Origin of the sequence: Actinomadura graeca (assembly GCF_019175365.1) — a bacterium.
Classification (GTDB): domain Bacteria; phylum Actinomycetota; class Actinomycetes; order Streptosporangiales; family Streptosporangiaceae; genus Spirillospora; species Spirillospora graeca.
Map to the genome: position 1 here is coordinate 1762274 of NZ_CP059572.1, position 19677 is coordinate 1781950.

Sequence of the window (19677 nt, forward strand, 5' to 3'; positions counted from 1 at the left end):
TCATCATCAGCCGACGTCAACCAAACCTACGGGCAGCCGCGCGGCCCCCGCGACCTGCCACGAGGGGAGGACGGACAACGCGACCACGGAGTTCCGGTGTAACGCTCCACCACATCGCAGGGCCCCTGAAAGGTCCGGCCTGATGATGCCCCTGCTCACCGGACCGCGCCAGGGCGGCCCATCGGCGAACGTCACGCGGAGGCGGTGGTGTCGATGGGCGGTGTCCCGGGGAGGGCCGCCGGCTGGGGCGTGCGCAGGCCGTCCAAGACGACTTGGAGGTTCCGGTCCCACTGCTCTTGGCCCGCCCGCAGCCCCAGGGTGTGGTCACTGGTGGAAACCGAGACCAGCAGGAACGCGACGTCCTGCCAGGTGACGTCGGCGCGCATGATCCCGGCTTCCTGCGCCCGCGCGACGAGCAGGCGGATGCGGTCACGCAGTTCGGACCTCGCGTGGTCGAGCGGCCCGCCGAGGGCCTCGTTGATGTCGCACAACTCGTTGCGCAGGCGGATGTAGGCCGAGGCGAAGCCGGTGAAGCCGCCCCACGGGTCGGGATCGGCCAGCCCTTCGTCGCCCTTGGCGACGATCTCACCGAGCACCTCGGCCAGGACGGCCTCCAGCAACAGCTCAAGGGTGCTGACCCGCCGGTAGAACGTCCCGACGCCCACCCCCGCCCGGCGGGCGATCTCGTGCGCGGTGATCTCGCCGCCGATCTCCCCCGCAGCCTCACGCGCCGCGCGGACCAGACGTTCCACGTTGCGCCTGGCATCGGCACGCGGACGGCGGCCCGAGCCGTCGTCCAGCAGCCGGTCGACGGCGCTCGGAATCGTGGTCATGATCCCATGCTAGCGATAAGCGGACGGTTACTCTCCGTTTCAAGTGGACGACTAGCGTCCGCTTCGGCTATCGTCGATCGAAACGGACTGATCACGTCCGCTTATCCACCAGGGGGCTCCCATGACCAGCGACAAGATCCGGGTGGGCATCGTCGGCGCCAGCCCCGACCGGGGTTGGGCGATGCGGGCGCACATCCCGGCGCTCCAGGCCCTGCCGGGCTACGAGATCACCGCCGTCGGCACCAGCAGGCGTGCCTCCGCCGATGAGGCCGCCCGCCGCTTCGGTGTCAGGCACGCGTTCACTGATGCCGGGGAGCTCGCGTCCCACCCTGACGTCGACCTCGTGGCCATCACTGTGAAAGTGCCCATGCACTTCGCTCTCGCCAAGGCGGCACTGGACGCGGGCAAGCACGTGTACTGCGAATGGCCCCTCACCCGGACCACCGCCGAAGCCGAACGACTTGCGCGGCTGGCACAGCGCGCCGGTGTCCGCCACGCGGTAGGGCTCCAGGCCCGCTTCTCCCCCGCCGTCCAGTACGCACGCGATTTGGTGGCCGACGGCTTCGTGGGACGAGTGACCTCCGTGAACGTCTATTCGGCACGAGGCAAGGGCGCCGCCGCGGAGATCCCCGAATGGATCGCCTACACGTTCGACCAGGCCAACGCAGCGGGACCACTGGAGGTAGGCGCCGGCCACACCCTCGATGCCTTGGAGTATCTGGCCGGGCCCGTCACCGAGCTCTCCTCGACGGTCGCCGTCCAGCGCACCGAGTACACCGTGGTCCCCCGTCGGGAGACGATCAAGGTCACCACTCCCGACCAGATCGTGGTCAACGCCGTCCTGGCCGACGGCGCGACCGCCGCCGTCCACGTCCACGACGCGAAGATCTCCGGCGCCCGCACCCGGGTCGAGATCGCGGGCACCGAGGGCGATCTTGTGATCCGATCCAGCGGCCCCGCCGCCGCGGAAGGTATTCAGATCGGGACGCTGGCCGTCCACGGTACCCAGGGCCCCGGCACAGCACACAAGGAACTGCCCATACCTCAGCACTACCTGGGGCCACCAGCCGACGCGGAGGTCGTCAACATCGCACGCTTCTACGCCGGCCTCGCCGACGACATCGCCACCGGAACCCACAGCACCCCGGACTTCCACGCGGGCCTGCGCGTCCACCGTCTGCTCGACGCCGTCCGCCTCTCGGCGGAGACAGGAAGGCGGCAGACATTGGACCCGTGATTCACGGCACGCGAGCCGTCCATTCCTGCGTACCGAACTTGTCCGTCACGTACTTGCCGGCGAGACGCAGTTCATCCTCGCTGATCTTGTCGCCGACCAGCCCGTAACGGCCCCGGAAGTGCCCGATCATCCGCTCGATGATCTCCTCCCGGGGAAGGCCGGTCTGCCGACGCAGCGGATCGACCCGCTTGTTCGCGCTGGCGATGCCCTTGTCGGACACCTTCTCCCTGCCGATGCGCAGCACCTGCAGCATCTTCGCGGCGTCGATGTCGTACGCCATGGTCACGTGATGCAGGACGGCCCCCGCGGCCAGCCGCTTCTGCGCCGCCCCCGCGATCTTCCCGTTATCCGAGGTGATGTCGTTCAGTGGCTGATACCAGGCCCTGATACCCACCTCGCCGAGCGCCCCCAGAACCCAGTCGTCGAGGAACGCATAGCTCTCCGCGAACGACATGCCCGCCACCAGCGTCTCCGGCGCGTACAGCGAATAGGTGATCGTATTGCCCGGCTCGATGAACATCGCACCGCCCCCGCTGATCCGCCGGACGACCTCCACCCCGTACCGCGCCGCGGCCTCGGCGTCCACCTCGTTGCGCAGGGACTGGAAGCTGCCGATGACCACTGCGGGCGAGGCCCACTCCCACACCCGCAGCGTCGGCGGCCGCCGACCGGCTCCCACCTCCTCCGCGAGCACCTGGTCGAGCGCCATGTGCAGAGCCGGTCCTTGCGGCCCTTCATGAATCAGCCGCCACTCGTGATCCCGCCAGTCCGAAGCCCGCGCGACCGCACGCCGGACCGCGATCCCCACGGCCTCCGCGGTGATCCCCAACATCACCGTTCCGCGCGGCAACCCGGCCTGGACGCGAGCCCCGATCTCCTTGCCTTCAAGTCCGGCCGGCAGACCGTCCAGGACGGCGTTGATGGCATCAAGCGCCTCGTCCGGCTCCAGGAAGAAGTCGCCACTGACCCTAGGACCGCGCAGCAGACCGTCCACGACATCCACATCGACGACCACAAGCTTGCCGCCGGGCACCTTGTACTCACCATGCATCACTTACACCCCAACCCCGCCCGACCAACCCCGATTCCACTCACCAGCGGGGAGGACGCCACCGCCCTAGCCCACGTGCCGAGGGCAAACGGTCACACGACCGCCCTCGCCGCCCACAACCAGCCCGGACCCCTATCCCGTCACCGCCAAGCGACCACCCATGACCAACAGTCACCACCACGCACTCCCACGCACCAACCTGCCCTCAGCCGGACCCCACCCTCCAGATCCACCACGTGGCGAAGACACGGCCCTGACCTCCACAAGGCGAACCACAACCATGCGCCGACCGCGCAACCGCCACCGCGCACCCGACCAGCCAGCAGGAGACAACGCCGAAGTACGCCCCACCGAGCTACTCCGGAGTGGCGTCGCCCAAGCGTCTCCCTCGGCCTGGCTCACCCCCCAGCGTTCCCGCCATGGCTCCAGCGCCCTTCACCACTACCTCGATCGCCATAGCAGTCGTCCTCCGATCAAAGTGACCGACTCCGCACAGACCCTGACGGCCCACCGCGAACGCGCAACCGGCGAGCCTCGACCTAGCTGCATTTGGCCATGATCTTGATGACACCTGGAGATGATCTCGGCGCGCAGCATTTTCGGAGCGCGGACCTTCGGCGTGCGGGCAACCCAACACGCAAGCGACTCCAGCACATAGAGGATCCCGGCACTCGGACAACCCCAGCGCGCGGCAACCCCCAGCATGCGGACAACCCCGACGCCCAAGCACCCATGACGCGGGGACAACCTCGACACTCAAGCGACCCCTAGAGCACAGCAACCCGAGGCATGAACAATCACGACACTCGGGCGACGCGGCGCGCGGCAACCCCAGCGCGCGGTCCGCCTCGGCACCCGGGCACCCCAGTCCTCGGACATCCTCGGTCTTGGGCGATCCCTATGGTCGGGCGATCTCTATGGGTGGGCGATCTCTATGGGTGGGCGATCCCTGTGGGCGGACGAATCCCATGCCAGACGAGCTCCATCGCCGGGCAATCCCTATCGCCGGACGATGCCCGTGGTCGGGCAATCCCTGTGGTCGAACAATCTCGGTGGGCGGACGAACCCTGTCGTCGGACGAACCCCGTGGGCGGACGAACCCCGTGGACGGACGAACCCCGTGGACGGACGAACCCCGTGGACGGACGAACCCCGTGGACGGACGAACCCCGTGGACGGACGAACCCCGTGGACGGACGAACCCCGTGGACGGATGATCCCTGTCGTCGGACGATCCCCGTGGCGGACGAACCCTGTGGGCGGTCGAACCCTGTCGTCGGGCAAACGCCGTGGTCGGGCAAACCCCGCCTTGTCCAGGCAGTCCCATCGCCGGGTAATCCCCATCGGGAGGCAATCCCCAGCGCTGGACAATTCCCGTGATCGAACGATCGTGGTGAGCGGACGATCTCGATCCACTGGATGGGCGGTGCCCTGGGGTGGGGCGGTGTCCGGAGTGTGTGCGGGGCACGTGAAGGGGACGATCCGCGTTGCTTGTCGGTCGTGGTCGTCGGGTTCGCCTAACGGAAAGTGGGGCGGAGATCCCGACGGGACACCCCTCTGGCCTCGACGATGTTTCAGGAGGGGGGTCGAACCCGGAAGATGAGAGGCATGGTGATCCCTGGAAGGTCCGCCCCCGGCTCGTCCACCGGCCGGCCGCTCATGGCGGCACTCGATCTCTTTGGTCGGCGCTGGACGTTGCGCATCATCTGGGAACTACACGAGGAACCGCTGGGCTTTCGCCCGCTCCAGCAGCGCTGCGACGGCATGTCCTCCAGTGTGCTGCGCCAGCGGCTCCTCGAACTGATCGAGGCGGGGCTCGTCCAGCAGACGCCGGATGGCCGTCACACGTTAACGGAACTCGGTCAGGACGCGCGGGAGGCTTTCGGCCCCCTCTCCACCTGGTCGGACCGATGGGCTGCGACGATGCGACCTGGCATCTGAACCGCTCGTGCACCTGGTTCCCCCCGATCTGCCCCGGGGAAGGGGAGGTCTTCCACGACGCGGCCAACCTCGGCGCTGTCATTTAGCTGGTCGGCGCCTCGGGCCCCCGGGGTGCGCTCCTAGGGGCCCGAGGACGGCAGCCGGGCTGATTTACGAGGATGGCGTTCACTTCGTGTCGGCCGCGTCGTGTAGGGAGGGCAAGTCTTTCCTGATGAGCTTGTTCAGGCGATGAAGTGCGTTCAGGGCGCGGGGCATGCCGTGCAAGAGAGCGGCATGCCCACATCGCCTCCGCGACGTGGACCCGTGCCGAGGCTGGGGGTGTGCCCGCTAGTCCGGAATGGCGAACAGGATGCGTCCACAACGTTCCCGGCTTCGCTGGTAAGGGACGTCGTTCCGTCTTCGTCGAATCGGTCGCCGCTGGTTGTGGGTCCGTCACAAGAGGGCGGTATGCCTACGTCGCCTCCGAGACGTGGACTCGTGCAGAAGCTCGCGGCGTTTTAGCTACCCCGAGAAGGCGTGAATGCGTTCGTGGCCTTCCCGCCTTCTGGCGAGGGACGCCGTTCTGTTTTCCGATCGGTCTCCGCTGGTAGTGGTTCCGTCAGTGGCTCCTGTCCTGCTTGAGGGCTCCGCGTTGGTCGTGGAGATGCGGATGCGGCGAGCCTGCGGAGGAGTGTCGGCGTTCGGTATAGCGCCTCAGCTGAGGTGGTCTCCGCGAACGGCCTGGGCCTGCCCGCGTGCGCGTCCGGACTCCAGGTGGAGTGGTCGATCGCCTGCGGGCCAAAGGCGAGGTTGCGACTCAGCGTGGGCCTCGCTGGGCCCGGCGCCGCTCCGCTCTGTGTAGATCAGTTGCAGATGAGGACGAGTTCGGACCGACTGACGTCATTCGACAAACGCCGGTTCGTGGCGGACCGGGAAGTTCACCGAGTTCGCGATGAAGCAGAGCTTGTGGGCGCGCTCATGCAGAGCGGCGAGCTGATCGGCCATTCCGGTGACGGCGCATTCAACCCGGGGCCGCAGTACTACCTCATCGAACCGCCCACCCCCGTCCGGTGTTTCGATCATGGTTCCGCAGGCTTCGTCGGTGTAGGCGGTGACGACGATCTTCTCCGTGGCGCACAGGTGGAGGAACCACAGCATGTGGCACTGGGAGAGGGAGGCGACGAGAAGTTCCTCCGGGTTCCAGCGATGCGCGTCGCCGCGAAAGCCGGGGTCCGAACTGCCCGGGATCGGTGGCTTGCCCGGCACCGCCACCTCGTGGGAGCGCTCGTAGGCGCGGTAGGAACTCGTCCCCGTCCCGAGGTCGCCGGTCCACGTCACAGACACCTCGTAGCGGTGACTCTTGGCCATTACGGTCCTCCTTGTCAGGTCAGCGTCGCTCTGGTGGCGCGCACATGGTCACCCGCGATCCGTCCCGCCTGAGCCTCGTCGCCATGGAGGATCGCCCGCACGAGATCCCGGTGCTCTGCCGAGACCACCGGCCCGCGCTCTGGACGGACGAGCGACTCCCGCGTCGAGACGATGATCTGGTCCCAGAGCCGTTCGAGGGCGTCCAGCGCGATGGGGTTGCCCGCCAATTCGGCCACAGTCCGGTGGAACTGCCGGTTCAGGGCGACGGCGCGAGCCAGATCACCCGAGGCGGTCACCTCTTCCAGCAGCAGCGCATCCCGTTCCAGGCCGGTCAAGGACGCGGGCGCGATGCGTCCCGCGCGCTGCCGTCCGGCGGCGAGTTGTGCGGTGAGCGACTCCAGCGCCGCCCTGACCTCGTAAGCATGGTCCAGATACTCGGGGGTGAGGCGGTTCACGACGACGCCCCGGCCCGCGCCGAGGACCAGGCCGTCGCCTTCCAGCCTGCGAAGCGCCTCCCGGACCGGCGTCCGGCTCACCGCAAGCGTCTCGCTCAATGCCGCCTCCGTGAGCCGTTCGCCGGGCGGGTACTCACCCGCGACGATCAGTTCCCTCAGCCGCTTGTAAACCGTGTCGACCTGCACGCACTCCTCCTTCTGCATGCAAAGCATACATTGCATACAAATGGGTTAACGGAGGAGCAACACCGAGATCACAACACTGCCTTCATGGGGCGACGGTCGCGTACGGCACTAGTGGGCGCGACTGCCATCATCGTGCTGTCCGTGACCGGGTCATCGCGGCTCCCGGACGGTCCTCGTCCAGTATCGGCACCGGCCACGGCGACACCACCGACCATGGAACCAGCACGCCCACCGGCCTCCTTCACCCGCTCCGAACGCGCTGCGCTGACGCGGGCCCTCGACCGCTACCTGAAGCGACGTCCAGGAACTGTGGCGATATCAGTCCGGACCGACAGCCTGTCCTACACCTACCGCCGAAGGCTGCGGACGGCGACCGCGAGCATCGTCAAGCTCGACATCGTCCTCGCACTCCTCCTGAAAGCGCAGCGCGAAGGACGGCGGCTCACGGCGAGAGAGAAGACGCTCGCCGAACGGGCGATCACGGTCAGCGACAACGACGCGGCGACCGCTCTCTGGTACATGATCGGCGGCTCGGACGGGCTGGCCGCCGCGAACCGCCTGCTCGGACTCCGCGCGACGGAACCCGGGCCCGGCGGCGCCTGGGGCTCCACGACCACCACGGTCACCGACCAGATACGCCTGCTCACCGCCCTCACGTCCGGCCATAGCCGAATCCGGCCCGCGAACCGCCGTTACGTCCGCGGTCTGATGGCGGACGTGGTGCCGGAGCAAGCCTGGGGGGTGAGCGCGTCGGCCGATTCTGACTTCGGCGTCGCCCTCAAGAACGGCTGGCTGCCCCGCGACGCGCACGGCGGCCTTTGGACGATCAACAGCGTCGGCCTGGTCCGCGCCCACGGCCGCACCTACATGATCGCCGCCATCTCTGAACGCCACCCCAGCATGCGGGACGGCATCACCACCTTGGAGCACGTCACCAGGATGGTCACCAGTGCGCTCGCTCCGTCCCGACACGACCTCGACGTGTGATATGCCGCGTTCATCGAACAGGCACGGTTGCAATGTCGGGCATCCATGGGATCCGAAGCGCCTCCTCGGGCGGGCGTAGTCCCAACGACCCGAGCCCAGAGGAGTGGTCGGTCAGCTCTGCCGTCCGTACAGCAGCGCGGCCGACATGCCGACGCGGACCCGAACGGTGCATCGTCAGTGACGCGTCACTCGCTGGCTCGGGCGGCTCGCGTCGCCGGGCACCTCGGTCCGCGTTTCTCTACGTGCCTCGTGTCCTGGCCCGCGCCGCTCCGCCCCCTCCGCTGATTGACCTGAACTAGGCAGTACCTCCGTACTTCGAGGCCCCTCCCACGGAACTTGCCCGGCGGCTCGCACTCGGGCCGCTCTTGGGCGGGCGCGACATCGCTCCGCCAGATGCCCGGTAGGGCCCATGGGTGCGGCGAACCGGGTTGTCGCGGGGCGGGTGGGAGGCCCGGCAGCCTCCGGTGGCGCGCCTCCGGGTATCGCACCGCCAATCAGGTAGCGCGCTCGCTGCTGGCTGAAGCCACTTGAGAAGGACCCCTGGGTGGGCGGACGATCCGTCCCACCCACCCAGGGCGACTGCGCACCAGGTGACGTGGATCTTGCCGACTCCACACAGGCTCTGTGGCGTCGCCGACGCTGGGTTGGCGAACCGTCTGCAAGCGGCAGGGTGGTCGCATCGCTGCGGCGCCCATCACCGCCACAGCGCGAACGACCACCACGCGATCGGGTCACAGCCCTTTGCATACTGCGATCGGCAATCGCTGCTACTTCGCCTACACCGAGCCGCGTGCGGATCAGTTCCCCGGCCAGCACCGCCTCGCGCACCCGTCCAGCGAACCGCGATACGGCGCCGCCGCAGTCTGGACCTGCGCCCGCGCGTACTTCACCACGCGACGTCCATCAGGAAATTGAAGCGCTTGCCACCGCCCCACAGCACCGGCACGACGTCCCGGCCGCGGTGGACGTCAGACATCACCGACGAAGGGCCATCACCCCGAGACGAACGTCCGTCCTCTCAATCCGAGGCCGAGCGCGGGGTATCGCGCGCTACCCGGTTGCACACCTTCGTTCCCACCGTGCCCGTCCTGGCCAGGGCGGGCTCCCGCGAGGATGCCGTGTTGCCAGGCGCACAGGCGGAACACACCGCAAGCCGTGACGCAGCCGGGAGCCTCTTGCAGTGTCTTCTGGCGGTCCCGATGACCCAGACGGTTCGCATGGACGGAGAGCTCCCCCGCCGACCGACGCTGCGGCGGCCAGAGTCGCTCAAGCTGGCGACGAGCCCCGCCAGTTGATCCGGGTCAACGAACGCGCCAGGACGAGGAACCGGGCAGAGGGCCCGGGAAACCCCGGGACCCTCTCGCGAAGAAGCAGGACTGGCCTCGCCGACCACCATGGGCACCAACTCGCCTATTGAGGAAGGCACCTACTGCAAGTGCGCGCGCTTTTCTCCGATCGGAAAGGTGAGCGTCCAGCAGCTGCGAGTCGACGGTCGTATCCTCGCGAGCTTGGGTGCGCTGGAGCAGATGCACTCGACTTCGTGAAGCGCTGAAGTTGTCGGAGCCCAGCTCGCGGTCGTCATCAACCCCGGAATAGTCAGCAACCCGGGAAGATCGATGTCGGCGCCGCATTCTCAGGCTCGGGATTCATACGATGTGCCCATCTCACCGGCTCAGCGAGCGGCAACCACTTCGTACCGGCGCGGAAATCCTTCCCTTGTCGCCGCCGCCTCTAGTTCTACTGCCCGGACCTGGCCTGCTCTTCTCAAAGGCCCTCTACGCCCGTGACCGCCCAACCCGGCCCGGTTGCACGACAGCACCGGGGTTGCCAGGGAGGGCCATGAGTGAATCGCGCGGGGGGGTGCCGACCACGCGGCGGTCTGGACGCGTGGACGCGGACCCGAGGAGGCCAGTGCAGGAGGAACGTCATCAGCTTGGGAAGGCTGACGCGGACGGCCTGCCGAAGTCTCCAGTGACAACGGCACAGGATGATCAGCGCGTACGGCCCAGCCGTTGTGCGGACGATGATCTCGTGTCGATGCGCTCTGGCTTGGTGTGAGCGGCGGGCCTGCGAGGCGCTCAACACTGAAGGTGTCGCGCGAGACGTAGGGACGAGCGGCGAGTACTCGTCGGGCGACCAACCGCGATGCGATGTCCTTGGGTTCTGCGATCGAGCATCGAGCGAGCGGACGGCCGTGCGAGCGTTCGCCTTCGTCTTCGCCTCACGCTGACCGCGCTCCTCGACTCATCGAGGAGCCCTATCGAGCACCACCGAAGCCGCCCGGCAGGATCGAGTTGAGTCAGCCGCTGTAGGCGGTGAAGGAACACGTAGGTGCCTGCGACCACGAACCGTGTCTTCCAATATAGTCAGCGAGCCTCAGCGGCGATTGATCTACTCAAGGTGGGTGCTCGCTTTCAGTAACTGCACACTCGTGAGCCTCAAGCTCATCTTCGATGAATGAGTGAAGCTCCGTGGCAACTCGCCCGCGATTGCCAACAGCGTCAGAACGCGCGAGCCATGAGCACGAATTCAAGATCGGCAGGCTGCTCCAGATCTCCGCGAGCCCAAAACGCGCTTCAATCCACTGAACGACCTCGTGAAGCGGACCGCGTCTGAGCTGATCCCTTCGGGCATTCTGCGATTTGCGCCTGGCATGCATGCGTGCATTGCACAGATCTTCACGGCCGAAGCCGGGAAACTGGCTGATCACCTGACAAGGATCGTTCTGGCAAGGCTCAGATCAAGTAGCAGATTCCACTTGTGACGGCCCTGAACCGTCGAAGCTCGCCTCAGCCCCACCCAGCTTCCGCGCTCGTTTCAGGCTTAGGGCACGCGCGTCGACGCGCCCCCACGCCCCCGGCTACGAAGACGCAGGTGGTGAGGCGGACGGTCGCTGGTCGTCCGCCCTCCCCCGTCCGTCATTTGCGGCCGTTGACCGTCACATGTCTTCTACGTTCGTCACTATTGACACACCAAGGGACGGCACCTACGGTTCCGGCAACGGACCTGGCCGCGAGGAGGCAACCGTGCGGCACACGTCGGCAATGGAGTCCGATCTCCTGGCGTTCATGAGCGCTCAGGAAGGCCCGGTGGAGGCGCGAGCTGCTGCTCGCCACCTGCGGGATCGCGGCTTCGATGTCAGCGAGTCGACCGTCAGCCGCCTCCTCACCGGCCTCGACGAGCGGGGGCTCACCCAGTCGCTGGGGAAGAAGGGGCGAATTCTCACCGAGGAGGGCGACCGTGTCGCGGCCAACCAGCAGCTGGACAGTCAGCGGGCGTCCCACTTCGCCGACGCGCTCGCCATGCGCGACGTGCACGACCTGACCGATCATCTGATCAGCCGCAGAGGGATCGAGCGGGAGGCCGCGCGGGCCGCCGCGCTCAGGGCAGATCCGGAGGAGCTCACGCGACTTCGGGAGATGGTCAAGACGGGAGGCGAGGCGCGCTGGCGGGAACGGCTCGCCTTCCACAAGACGATCGGCGACGCCTCGCACAACAAGCAGATCCAGGCGATCACCACGACGCTGTTCGACGAGCGTCTGGATCTCCTGGAACGCCTGCTCATCATGATCGGGATCAAGCAGGATGCACTGATCCGGTGGGACCAGGAGCACCGCGACATCGTCGCCAGCATCTCCGACCGGGACGCGGACGGCGCCGAGCGGCTCATGGTCGTGCATCTGGACGGAATGATCCGTGAGACGGAGCACTTCGCCAACAGCGGGAACGCTCACGTCATCCACACGCTGCTCGCGGAAATCGATCTCGCGTAGAGCGCTAGCCCCTTTTTTCACCACAGCGATCACGACGACGACTCTTTCGGGAGCACGAATGAACCACATCTCCACGCCGCCCGGTCTGGGCCGGCGCTCCTTCCTGCGGTACGCCGGCACGGGCGCGGCCGTGGTGGCCGCAGGCTCGGCCGTCCCCCTGCTGACCGGATGCGGCACCAACGACGGCACCGCCAAGGTCGGTACGGGCTCCAACGGCGGCAAGTTCGCGCTGAAGATCGCGTGGATCCCGAACTCGGAATACGCGGGCATCTTCCTCGGGGCCGAGGACGGCTTCTATGCCAAGCAGGGACTGACCGTCGAGGTCCAGCCGGGCGGGCCGAACAGCACGGTCATCCCCCTGGTGACGACGGACCGCGTCAACATGGGCATCGAGGCGATCCCGGAGAACGTCGCCACCGCCGTCGCCCGCGGCGCGAAGCTGAAGATCGTCGGCGCCGGGCTGCAGAAGAGCCCCGAATGCTGGGTCTCGCTCGCCAGCAACCCGGTCAAGAGCCCGAAGGACATCGAGGGCAAGAAGCTCGGCATCACGCTGGCAGGGAAGAACACCGCGCTGGTGTTCATGAAGCGCAACGGCGTCGACGTCAGCAAGGTCAAGCTGGTGCCGATCCAGTTCGACCCCGCGCCGCTCGCCGCCCGGGAGGTGGACGCGATCTGGGGATTCGCGTCCAGCCAGCCCGTATCGCTGGCGCTGCGCGGGATCAAGACCCACGTCATGCCACTGGCCGACTTCGGCTTCAACCGGATGCAGAATGTCTTCTTCGTCTCGCAGAAGACCCTGGACGACTCCGCGGCCCGCGAGAACGCCCGCAAGTTCATGACGGCCAGCCGCCAGGGCTGGGAGGCGGCACTCCGCGATCACAAGCACTCCGCCGACGTGATCATGAAGAAGTACGGCGCCAAGCTCGGCCTGAAGCACGAGGAAGAGATCAAGACGCTCGCCGCCTTCGCGCCGTACGTCACCGGTCCGGACACGGAGTCCAAGGGCCTGTTCTGGATGTCCGACGCGCTCATCGAGCAGACGATCACGGGGCTGTCCAGCATCGGGATCAAGGCCGACAAGTCGCTGTTCACCAACGAACTTCTCGGAGGATGAGCCGCGCGATGGCCCGGGAAGGGACCGAGGAGAGAGGATCACCGCAGACTGCGGCGAGGGCCTGCGCCCCCGTCGGCGTGAGCGCAGGGGTCGTCTCTAGAAGGATCCGCATGACCGACCTGAAGGAGACCCTCGCGGGCAGGGGGGCATCGGTCGAGGCGCTGCGCGAGTACTCGTTCGCGTCCCGACGCGGCGAGCTCGTCGGGCCGCTCGCCCTCTCCAGGCGCGCGAACCCGAACGGGCCGCGTGAGAGCGACGGTGTCGGCGGCCCGCAGGTCATCGTCGCCGACGGTCCCGGCCCACTCCGAGCGCGGTGCCGGGCCGGGGGTGAGTGAGTGACGAGGATGCGGGCGGAAAGGCCCGGTAGGTTCAACACCCGCCCGACTCTTGAGGACATCCGGCGGGCGCCGAAGGTGCTGCTGCACGACCACCTGGACGGCGGCGTGCGGCCTGGGACCGTTGTGGACCTGGCGCGAGAATCCGGGTACGGGGACTTGCCGACCACGGACCCCGACGCCCTGCGGGCATGGTTCGCGGAGTCGGCCGACTCGGGATCGCTGGAACGGTACTTGAAGCCGTTCTCCCACACCGGCGGCGTGATGCAGTCCGTCGAGGCCCTGACGCGGGTCGCGTACGAGTGCGCCGAGGACCTCGCGAACGACGGGATCGTCTATGCGGAGGTCCGTTATGCACCCGCGCTGCATCTGCGTGCCGGGTTGTCGCTGGAGCAGGTGGTCGAGGCCGTCCTGGACGGGTTCGCGCGGGGAAGGCGGGAGTTCGGGATCCGCGTCGGGACGCTCCTCACCGCGAACCGGAACCAGGCCCGGAGCATGGAGATCGCAAAACTGGCCGTCCGGTACCGGGACGACGGCGTCGTCGGATTCGACATCGCGGGCACCGAGGCCGGGTACCCGCCGATCAAGCATCTGGACGCGTTCGAGTACCTGCGGCGCGAGAACGCGCACTTCACCATCCACGCGGGTGAGGGATTCGGACTCCCGTCGATCTGGCAGGCGATCCAGTGGTGCGGGGCCGACCGGCTCGGCCACGGCGTCCGGATCATCGACGACATCGAAGTGGACGGCGACGAGACCAGACTCGGGCGCCTGGCCGACTATGTGCGCGACAAACGGATCCCGCTGGAAATGTGCCCCTCGTCCAACGTCCAGACGGGCGCGGCGACGTCGATCGCCGAGCATCCGATCGGGCTGTTGCACGACCTGGGCTTCCGCGTCACGGTGAACACCGACAACCGGCTGATGAGCAAGACGACGCTGTCGGAGGAGTTCGCCAAGCTCATCGAGGTGTTCGACTACGACTGGGACGACCTCCAGTGGTTCACGGTCAACGCGATGAAGTCGGCGTTCCTGCCTTTCACCGAGCGGCTCGAACTGATCAACGGGGTGATCAAGCCCGGTTTCGCCCAGCTCAAGTGGAACCGCGCCCACCCCTCGGCGTGATCGGGCCCTAGCCATTCGTCCTGCCCAACAGGCGTGACACGGCGTCCGCACGACAACCATTCGTCGCACATGGCATCGTCGGCGACGCGATCGCGATGCCGGAATTCGCTGCGAGACGTGCGGACGCCGTGGAACGCCCTCCGGCAGATCGAGGGCACTGAACACCCTGGGGGCGGACGGGCGGCATGAATCGGATCGGAGTCGTCGCTTGACCCCCTAAGGCACGAACACGCGGAGGAATTCAGGGATCTGAGGATGGGCGGCTTTGCTCCGAGCCGGGCGACAGGCCAGGAGCGGGAAGGCAGCCCAGGTCAGGTGAGCTTCGACGTGCTGGGGCAGCCTTCGTAGGCAGAAAACTTGACGAGCTGCGTCCACGATCCAGCGGATGCGCTGGCCCGAGCCTGGTACAGCAGAGCTCGCCCACGTCTCTGTCGGCCCTGCCCCTGGCCTTGTCAGCAAGTCGAACGCTTCGCTGCACCCGGCCCGTCGACCATTACATTGGCCGGAGCCCGGCTCGGCAACGCGGGCGGCTAAGCGTGCAGATCGAGCCCGAAGTTGCTCGCCTCTCCTGGGATTGGTTCTCCGCAGAGGCTACGGTCTGTCCGAGGCTGTCCCATTAACCTCGCGACGCCGAACTCGAACCGTTCTTCGCAGCGCCAACGCGGCCAGCAGCGCGTCCACCACCGAAGCGGGAATCGCACGGCCGGACGGGCGCCTCGCACGACGTTCCAGGTGAGACCTGGTCACACCGGCGGCAACCTCAGCCAAACGAGTCGTTTCCTGGCTCATGCACTCTCGCCACCTCCTTCTCGGCGAGGGTGCTCCGCTTGCCGTGTGATCAGTGTCGATGTCGGCGTGCCACACGACCGTTGTCTTACGGCGAGCCAACAACCAGTCGAGGGGGGATCCGAAGTGCTTCGGATCCCCCCTCGTCACCGGCCATCGTGGCCGTGGCCGTTCAGGCGAACGTCGCCTCCGCTACGACGTGGCCCGTTCTTAGCTGCAGCCGCTGGTGGAGCCGCAGCCTTCGCAGACGTAGCAGCTGCCCGCCGGGCGCATCTTGGTGCCGCAGGTGAGGCAGAGCGGCGCGTCGGCGGTGCGGCCCTGGCGGCTTTCGATGACCTCCATGGAGGAGTGCGCCTCGTGGGACGGGGCGGCGGGCCTGGTGATCTCGGCGGACTGGGCGAGGGTCTCGTGGTCCACCTCCTCCTCGGCGTGGAGGGCGGCCGGGTCCTCGCCGTTGGCCTGCATGGCGCGCTCGTCCGCGGTGAAGATGCCGAGCGCGGCCCGCTCGTCGTAGGGCAGGTGGTCCAAGGCGAGGCGGCGGAAGATGTAGTCCATCACCGAGGTGGCCATGCGGATGTCGGGGTCGTCGGTCATGCCGGCGGGCTCGAACCGCATGTTGGTGAACTTCTCCACCCAGGTCTCCAGCGGGACGCCGTACTGGAGGCTGATGGAGATCGCCATGGAGAAGGCGTCCATCACGCCGGCGAGGGTGGAGCCCTGCTTGCCGAGCTTGAGGAAGACCTCGCCGAGACCGTCGTCCGGGTAGGACGAGGCGGTCATGTAGCCCTCGGCGCCCGCGACGGAGAAGCGGGTGACGGTGGCCGGGCGCTGCTTGGGGAGCCTCCTGCGGACGGGACGGACCTCCGTCGGCGCCGCCTCGGCCTTCGGCTCCTCCTTCTTGCCCGCGGCGGACAGCGGCTGGCCGACCTTGCAGTTGTCGCGGTAGATCGCCAGGGCCTTCAGGCCGAGCTTCCAGCCCTCGTAGTACACCTTCTCGATGTCCTCGATGGTGGCCTGCTCGGGCATGTTGACCGTCTTGGAGATCGCCCCGGACAGGAACGGCTGGGTGGCCGCCATCATCCGGACGTGGCCCATCGGGCTGATCGCCCGCTCGCCCATGGCGCAGTCGAACACCTCGTAGTGCTCGTGGCGCAGGCCGGGGGCGTCGACGACGTGGCCGTGCTCGGAGATGAACTCGACGATCGCCTCGATCTGCTCCTGCTGGTAGCCGAGCTTCCTCAGGGCGCGCGGCACCGTCTGGTTGACGATCTGCATGGAGCCGCCGCCGACGAGCTTCTTGAACTTCATCAGCGCGAGGTCGGGCTCGATGCCGGTGGTGTCGCAGTCCATCATCAGGCCGATGGTGCCGGTCGGCGCGAGCAGCGACGCCTGGGCGTTGCGGTAGCCGTGCTTCTCGCCGAGCTTCAGGCACTCCTGCCACTGCTTGGTCGCGGCGACGTGCAGGGCCTTGTCCATCTCGTCGAGGGTGCGGACGTCGTCGTTGGCGGCGGCGTGCTTGCGCATGACCCGCTTGTGGCCCTCGGCGTTGCGCGCGTATCCGGCGTACGGGCCGACGACGGCGGCGATCTCGGCGGAGCGGCGGTAGGCGACGCCCGTCATCAGCGAGGTGACCGCCGCGGCGAGGGACCGGCCGCCTTCGGAGTCGTAGGCGTGCCCGGTCGCCATCAGCAGGGCGCCCAGGTTGGCGTACCCGATACCGAGCTGCCGGTAGTCGCGGGTCGTCTCGGCGATCTTCTCGGTGGGGAAGTCGGCGAAGGTGATGGAGACGTCCATCGCCGTGATGATCAGCTCGGTGAGCTTGACGAACTTGGCGACGTCGAACGTCCCGGCGTCGGTGAGGAACTTCAGCAGGTTGATGCTCGCGAGGTTGCAGGACGAGTTGTCCAGCGACATGTACTCCGAGCAGGGGTTGGACGCGGTGATCCGCCCGGTCTCGGGGTTGGTGTGCCAGGCGTTGATCGTGTCGTCGTACTGGATGCCGGGGTCGGCGCACTCCCACGCCGCCTTGGCCATCAGCCGGAACAGTTCCTTGGCCTTGACGGTCTCGACGACCTCGCCGGTCATCCGGGCGCGCAGGCCGAACGAGCCGTCCGCCTCGACGGCGTGCATGAACTCGTCCGACACGCGGACCGAGTTGTTGGCGTTCTGGTACTGGACGCTGCCGATGTCCTTGCCGCCGAGGTCCATGTCGAACCCGGCGTCCCGCAGCGCGCGGATCTTGTCCTCCTCGCGCGCCTTGGTCTGGATGAACTCGGCCACGTCGGGGTGGTCGACGTCCAGGACGACCATCTTCGCGGCCCGCCGCGTCGCGCCGCCCGACTTGATCGTCCCGGCGGACGCGTCCGCGCCGCGCATGAACGAGACGGGGCCGCTCGCCGTGCCACCGGAGGACAGCAGTTCCTTGCTGGAGCGGATACGGGAGAGGTTGAGGCCGGCGCCGGAGCCGCCCTTGAAGATGACGCCCTCTTCCTTGTACCACTCCAGGATCGACTCCATCGTGTCGTCGACCGACAGGATGAAACACGCCGAGACCTGCTGCGGGGACTTGGTGCCGACGTTGAACCAGACCGGGGAGTTGAAGCTGAACAGCTGGTGGACCAGCGCGTACTTCAGCTCGTGGTCGAAGATCTCCGCGTCCTCGGGAGAGGCGAAATAGCCCTGCCGCAGTCCCGTCTCGGTGTACTTCTGGACGACGCGGTCGACCAGCTGCTTGAGGCTCCACTCGCGCCGCGGCGTGCCGACCGCGCCGCGGAAGTACTTGGACGTGACGATGTTGACGGCGTTCAGGGACCAGAAGTCGGGGAACTCCACTCCGCGCTGCTCGAAGTTCACCGAGCCGTCGCGCCAGTTGGTCATGACGACGTCACGACGTTCCCAGCGCAGTTCGTCGTACGGATGCACGCCGGGTGTGGTGAAGATGCGCTCGACCTTCAGCCCTTTGCGGCCCCCCTTGCCGCGCCGCGCCGCCGAGCCGCTCACCGTCTCCGTCATGACCTTCCCCCTCTCGGGCCCGCCCGACCGGGCCCTGTTCAGGAACAACTCCGCCGCCGCGCGGGGCATGCCCAGCGCGGTGGCGCTTTCACATGTGCTGCTGTGTGCTGCCGGAACCGCCCCCTAACCGGGCGGGCCGGACTCCCCCGAAGAAGCGGACCTGCGTAGTGTTTCGATCTCCTTGGCGAAGTCGTCCAGCGACTCGAAGCCCCGGTACACCGAGGCGAATCGCAGATAGGCGACCTCATCGAGTTCGCCGAGCGGCCCCAGGATCGCGAGGCCGATCTCGTGCGAGGGGATTTCCGCGGATCCGGACGATCTGATCGCCTCTTCGACCCGCTGACCCAGCTTCGCGAGCGCATCCTCGTCGACCGGGCGGCCCTGGCAGGCCCTGCGCACCCCGGCGATGATCTTTTCCCGGGAGAACGGCTCGGTGACCCCGCTTCGCTTGGCCACCATCACGAGCACATTCTCCTGCGTCGTGAATCGCTTGCCGCATTCCGCGCACGACCGGCGGCGCCGAATGGCGCCCCCGTCATCGGTCGAACGACTGTCGATCACTTTGGTGTCAGGGTTGCGGCAGAACGGGCAGTGCACGCGTAATCCCCTCCCTGACCGTAATCACGTCCACCGATGAACAGCGCCATATATAGGTGAAGTACATCGGTGTCACTACTAGATGTTGTGGTCAACCGTACGGGGACGCGCAGGCGTACGCAACCTGCCGGGGGACCTCGGACGTTGACCCGCGTCACATCGCCCACGTCCGTCCCGCCCGCACGGGCATCTCAATGATCTTGCTCCGGGCGTGTCGCGGCCTCGTGAGCGGACCCGCGCCCGGCCTGGACACCCCAGGTCCGCGGCAGCCGACGAGACGGGCGGGACTGGGCGTAACTCGCGGCCTCCACAAAACCCGGAAGCCGCGGCGGGTGGTATCAGACGGCACCGCACAAGGCGCAAGGCCCGGCGGAGGCGCGCTGCCCCAGGCGGGGGGACGAGGCCCGGCGGAGATGCGCGGGCCTCATGCGGACGGGCGCAGGCCCCGGCGGAGGCGCGCGGCCCCCCGGGCGGGGGGCGCCAGGCCCGGCGGAGGCGCGGGGCCCTCAGACGGAGGCGCGCAGTCCCCAGGCAGAGACGCAAGATCCTCAGGCAGAGACGCGGGAGCCTCAGGCAGAGACGCGGGGCCCTCAGATGGAGACGCGCGGCCCCAAGCGGGGGCGCGAGGCTCGGCGGCTGCGCGCCTCTCCCGCGAAGGCGCGCGGGCCCCGAGCGGGGGGACGCAAGGCCCGGCGGCGGCGCGCGGCCCTCAGGCGGAGACGCGCAGCACCCATGCAGAAGACGCAAGACCCTCAGGCAGAGGCGCACGGTCATCAGGCGGAAGCGCGGGAGCCTCAGGCAGAGGCGCGCAACCCCCGACGGGGGGGAACGAGGCCCGGCGGCGGCGCGCGGCCCTCAGGCGGAGACGCGCAGTCCCCATGCAGAAGACGCAAGACTC

General features: G+C 67.8%; 13 protein-coding genes. 7 read left to right on the plus strand and 6 right to left on the minus strand.

What is annotated here, in order from left to right; genetic code table 11:
- Positions 1–191: 191 nt before the first annotated feature.
- Positions 192–833: a TetR/AcrR family transcriptional regulator gene (locus tag AGRA3207_RS08190; RefSeq protein WP_231333957.1), complete on the minus strand. Its 642-nt coding sequence runs from the start codon at positions 831–833 to the stop codon at positions 192–194.
- A gap of 121 nt (positions 834–954) precedes the next feature.
- Here AGRA3207_RS08190 and AGRA3207_RS08195 point away from each other — a divergent pair, with 121 nt between their 5' ends.
- Complete coding sequence (locus AGRA3207_RS08195; RefSeq protein ID WP_231333958.1) at positions 955–2070, plus strand: Gfo/Idh/MocA family protein; 1116 nt, start codon at positions 955–957, stop codon at positions 2068–2070.
- A gap of 1 nt (position 2071) precedes the next feature.
- Here AGRA3207_RS08195 and AGRA3207_RS08200 read toward each other — a convergent pair whose 3' ends face one another.
- Positions 2072–3121: a lipoate-protein ligase LplAB gene (locus tag AGRA3207_RS08200; protein WP_231333959.1), complete on the minus strand. Its 1050-nt coding sequence runs from the start codon at positions 3119–3121 to the stop codon at positions 2072–2074.
- 1608 nt (positions 3122–4729) lie between these two features.
- Here AGRA3207_RS08200 and AGRA3207_RS08205 point away from each other — a divergent pair.
- The gene (locus AGRA3207_RS08205) at positions 4730–5062 is read left to right on the plus strand and encodes a winged helix-turn-helix transcriptional regulator (RefSeq protein WP_231333960.1); all 333 of its coding nucleotides are present in this window, start codon (positions 4730–4732) and stop codon (positions 5060–5062) included.
- An 879-nt stretch (positions 5063–5941) separates the two neighbouring features.
- Here the strand turns inward: AGRA3207_RS08205 and AGRA3207_RS08210 are convergent.
- Together AGRA3207_RS08210 and AGRA3207_RS08215 are read right to left on the minus strand one after the other, a co-directional pair.
- On the minus strand, positions 5942–6409 hold the full coding sequence (locus tag AGRA3207_RS08210; protein WP_231333961.1) for an OsmC family protein: 468 nt from the start codon (positions 6407–6409) through the stop codon (positions 5942–5944).
- Between the two features lie 14 nt (positions 6410–6423).
- Positions 6424–7068: a GntR family transcriptional regulator gene (locus AGRA3207_RS08215; RefSeq protein ID WP_231333962.1), complete on the minus strand. Its 645-nt coding sequence runs from the start codon at positions 7066–7068 to the stop codon at positions 6424–6426.
- Positions 7069–7359: 291 nt separating this feature from the next.
- Between AGRA3207_RS08215 and AGRA3207_RS08220 the strand changes: the two genes are divergently transcribed.
- The 5 genes from AGRA3207_RS08220 to AGRA3207_RS08240 all read left to right on the plus strand — a co-directional run bounded on the left by AGRA3207_RS08220 (position 7360) and on the right by AGRA3207_RS08240 (position 14384).
- On the plus strand, positions 7360–8037 hold the full coding sequence (locus AGRA3207_RS08220) for a serine hydrolase (RefSeq protein WP_231333963.1): 678 nt from the start codon (positions 7360–7362) through the stop codon (positions 8035–8037).
- A gap of 3068 nt (positions 8038–11105) precedes the next feature.
- Positions 11106–11810, plus strand: coding sequence for an FCD domain-containing protein (locus AGRA3207_RS08225; RefSeq protein ID WP_231333964.1), 705 nt, complete (start codon positions 11106–11108; stop codon positions 11808–11810).
- A 58-nt stretch (positions 11811–11868) separates the two neighbouring features.
- Positions 11869–12924, plus strand: coding sequence for an ABC transporter substrate-binding protein (locus AGRA3207_RS08230; protein ID WP_231333965.1), 1056 nt, complete (start codon positions 11869–11871; stop codon positions 12922–12924).
- 110 nt (positions 12925–13034) lie between these two features.
- A complete protein-coding gene (locus tag AGRA3207_RS08235) occupies positions 13035–13259 on the plus strand; it encodes a hypothetical protein (protein WP_231333966.1) in 225 nt (74 codons plus the stop codon).
- Between the two features lie 9 nt (positions 13260–13268).
- Complete coding sequence (locus AGRA3207_RS08240) at positions 13269–14384, plus strand: adenosine deaminase (protein ID WP_231336262.1); 1116 nt, start codon at positions 13269–13271, stop codon at positions 14382–14384.
- 996 nt (positions 14385–15380) lie between these two features.
- Here the strand turns inward: AGRA3207_RS08240 and AGRA3207_RS08245 are convergent.
- A complete protein-coding gene (locus tag AGRA3207_RS08245) occupies positions 15381–18182 on the minus strand; it encodes a vitamin B12-dependent ribonucleotide reductase (RefSeq protein ID WP_231333967.1) in 2802 nt (933 codons plus the stop codon).
- A gap of 123 nt (positions 18183–18305) precedes the next feature.
- Entirely contained in the window at positions 18306–18779 is a 474-nt protein-coding gene (gene nrdR / locus AGRA3207_RS08250; protein ID WP_231333968.1) for a transcriptional regulator NrdR, read from the minus strand.
- Positions 18780–19677 lie beyond the last annotated feature (898 nt).

Coding starts and splice junctions, on each gene's coding strand:
- AGRA3207_RS08190 (WP_231333957.1), bottom strand. CDS start 833: ATGACCACGATTCCGAGCGCCGTCGACCGGCTGCTGGACGACGGCTCG.
- AGRA3207_RS08195 (WP_231333958.1), top strand. CDS start 955: ATGACCAGCGACAAGATCCGGGTGGGCATCGTCGGCGCCAGCCCCGAC.
- AGRA3207_RS08200 (WP_231333959.1), bottom strand. CDS start 3,121: ATGCATGGTGAGTACAAGGTGCCCGGCGGCAAGCTTGTGGTCGTCGAT.
- AGRA3207_RS08205 (WP_231333960.1), top strand. CDS start 4,730: ATGGTGATCCCTGGAAGGTCCGCCCCCGGCTCGTCCACCGGCCGGCCG.
- AGRA3207_RS08210 (WP_231333961.1), bottom strand. CDS start 6,409: ATGGCCAAGAGTCACCGCTACGAGGTGTCTGTGACGTGGACCGGCGAC.
- AGRA3207_RS08215 (WP_231333962.1), bottom strand. CDS start 7,068: ATGCAGAAGGAGGAGTGCGTGCAGGTCGACACGGTTTACAAGCGGCTG.
- AGRA3207_RS08225 (WP_231333964.1), top strand. CDS start 11,106: ATGAGCGCTCAGGAAGGCCCGGTGGAGGCGCGAGCTGCTGCTCGCCAC.
- AGRA3207_RS08230 (WP_231333965.1), top strand. CDS start 11,869: ATGAACCACATCTCCACGCCGCCCGGTCTGGGCCGGCGCTCCTTCCTG.
- AGRA3207_RS08235 (WP_231333966.1), top strand. CDS start 13,035: ATGACCGACCTGAAGGAGACCCTCGCGGGCAGGGGGGCATCGGTCGAG.
- AGRA3207_RS08240 (WP_231336262.1), top strand. CDS start 13,269: ATGCGGGCGGAAAGGCCCGGTAGGTTCAACACCCGCCCGACTCTTGAG.
- AGRA3207_RS08245 (WP_231333967.1), bottom strand. CDS start 18,182: ATGACGGAGACGGTGAGCGGCTCGGCGGCGCGGCGCGGCAAGGGGGGC.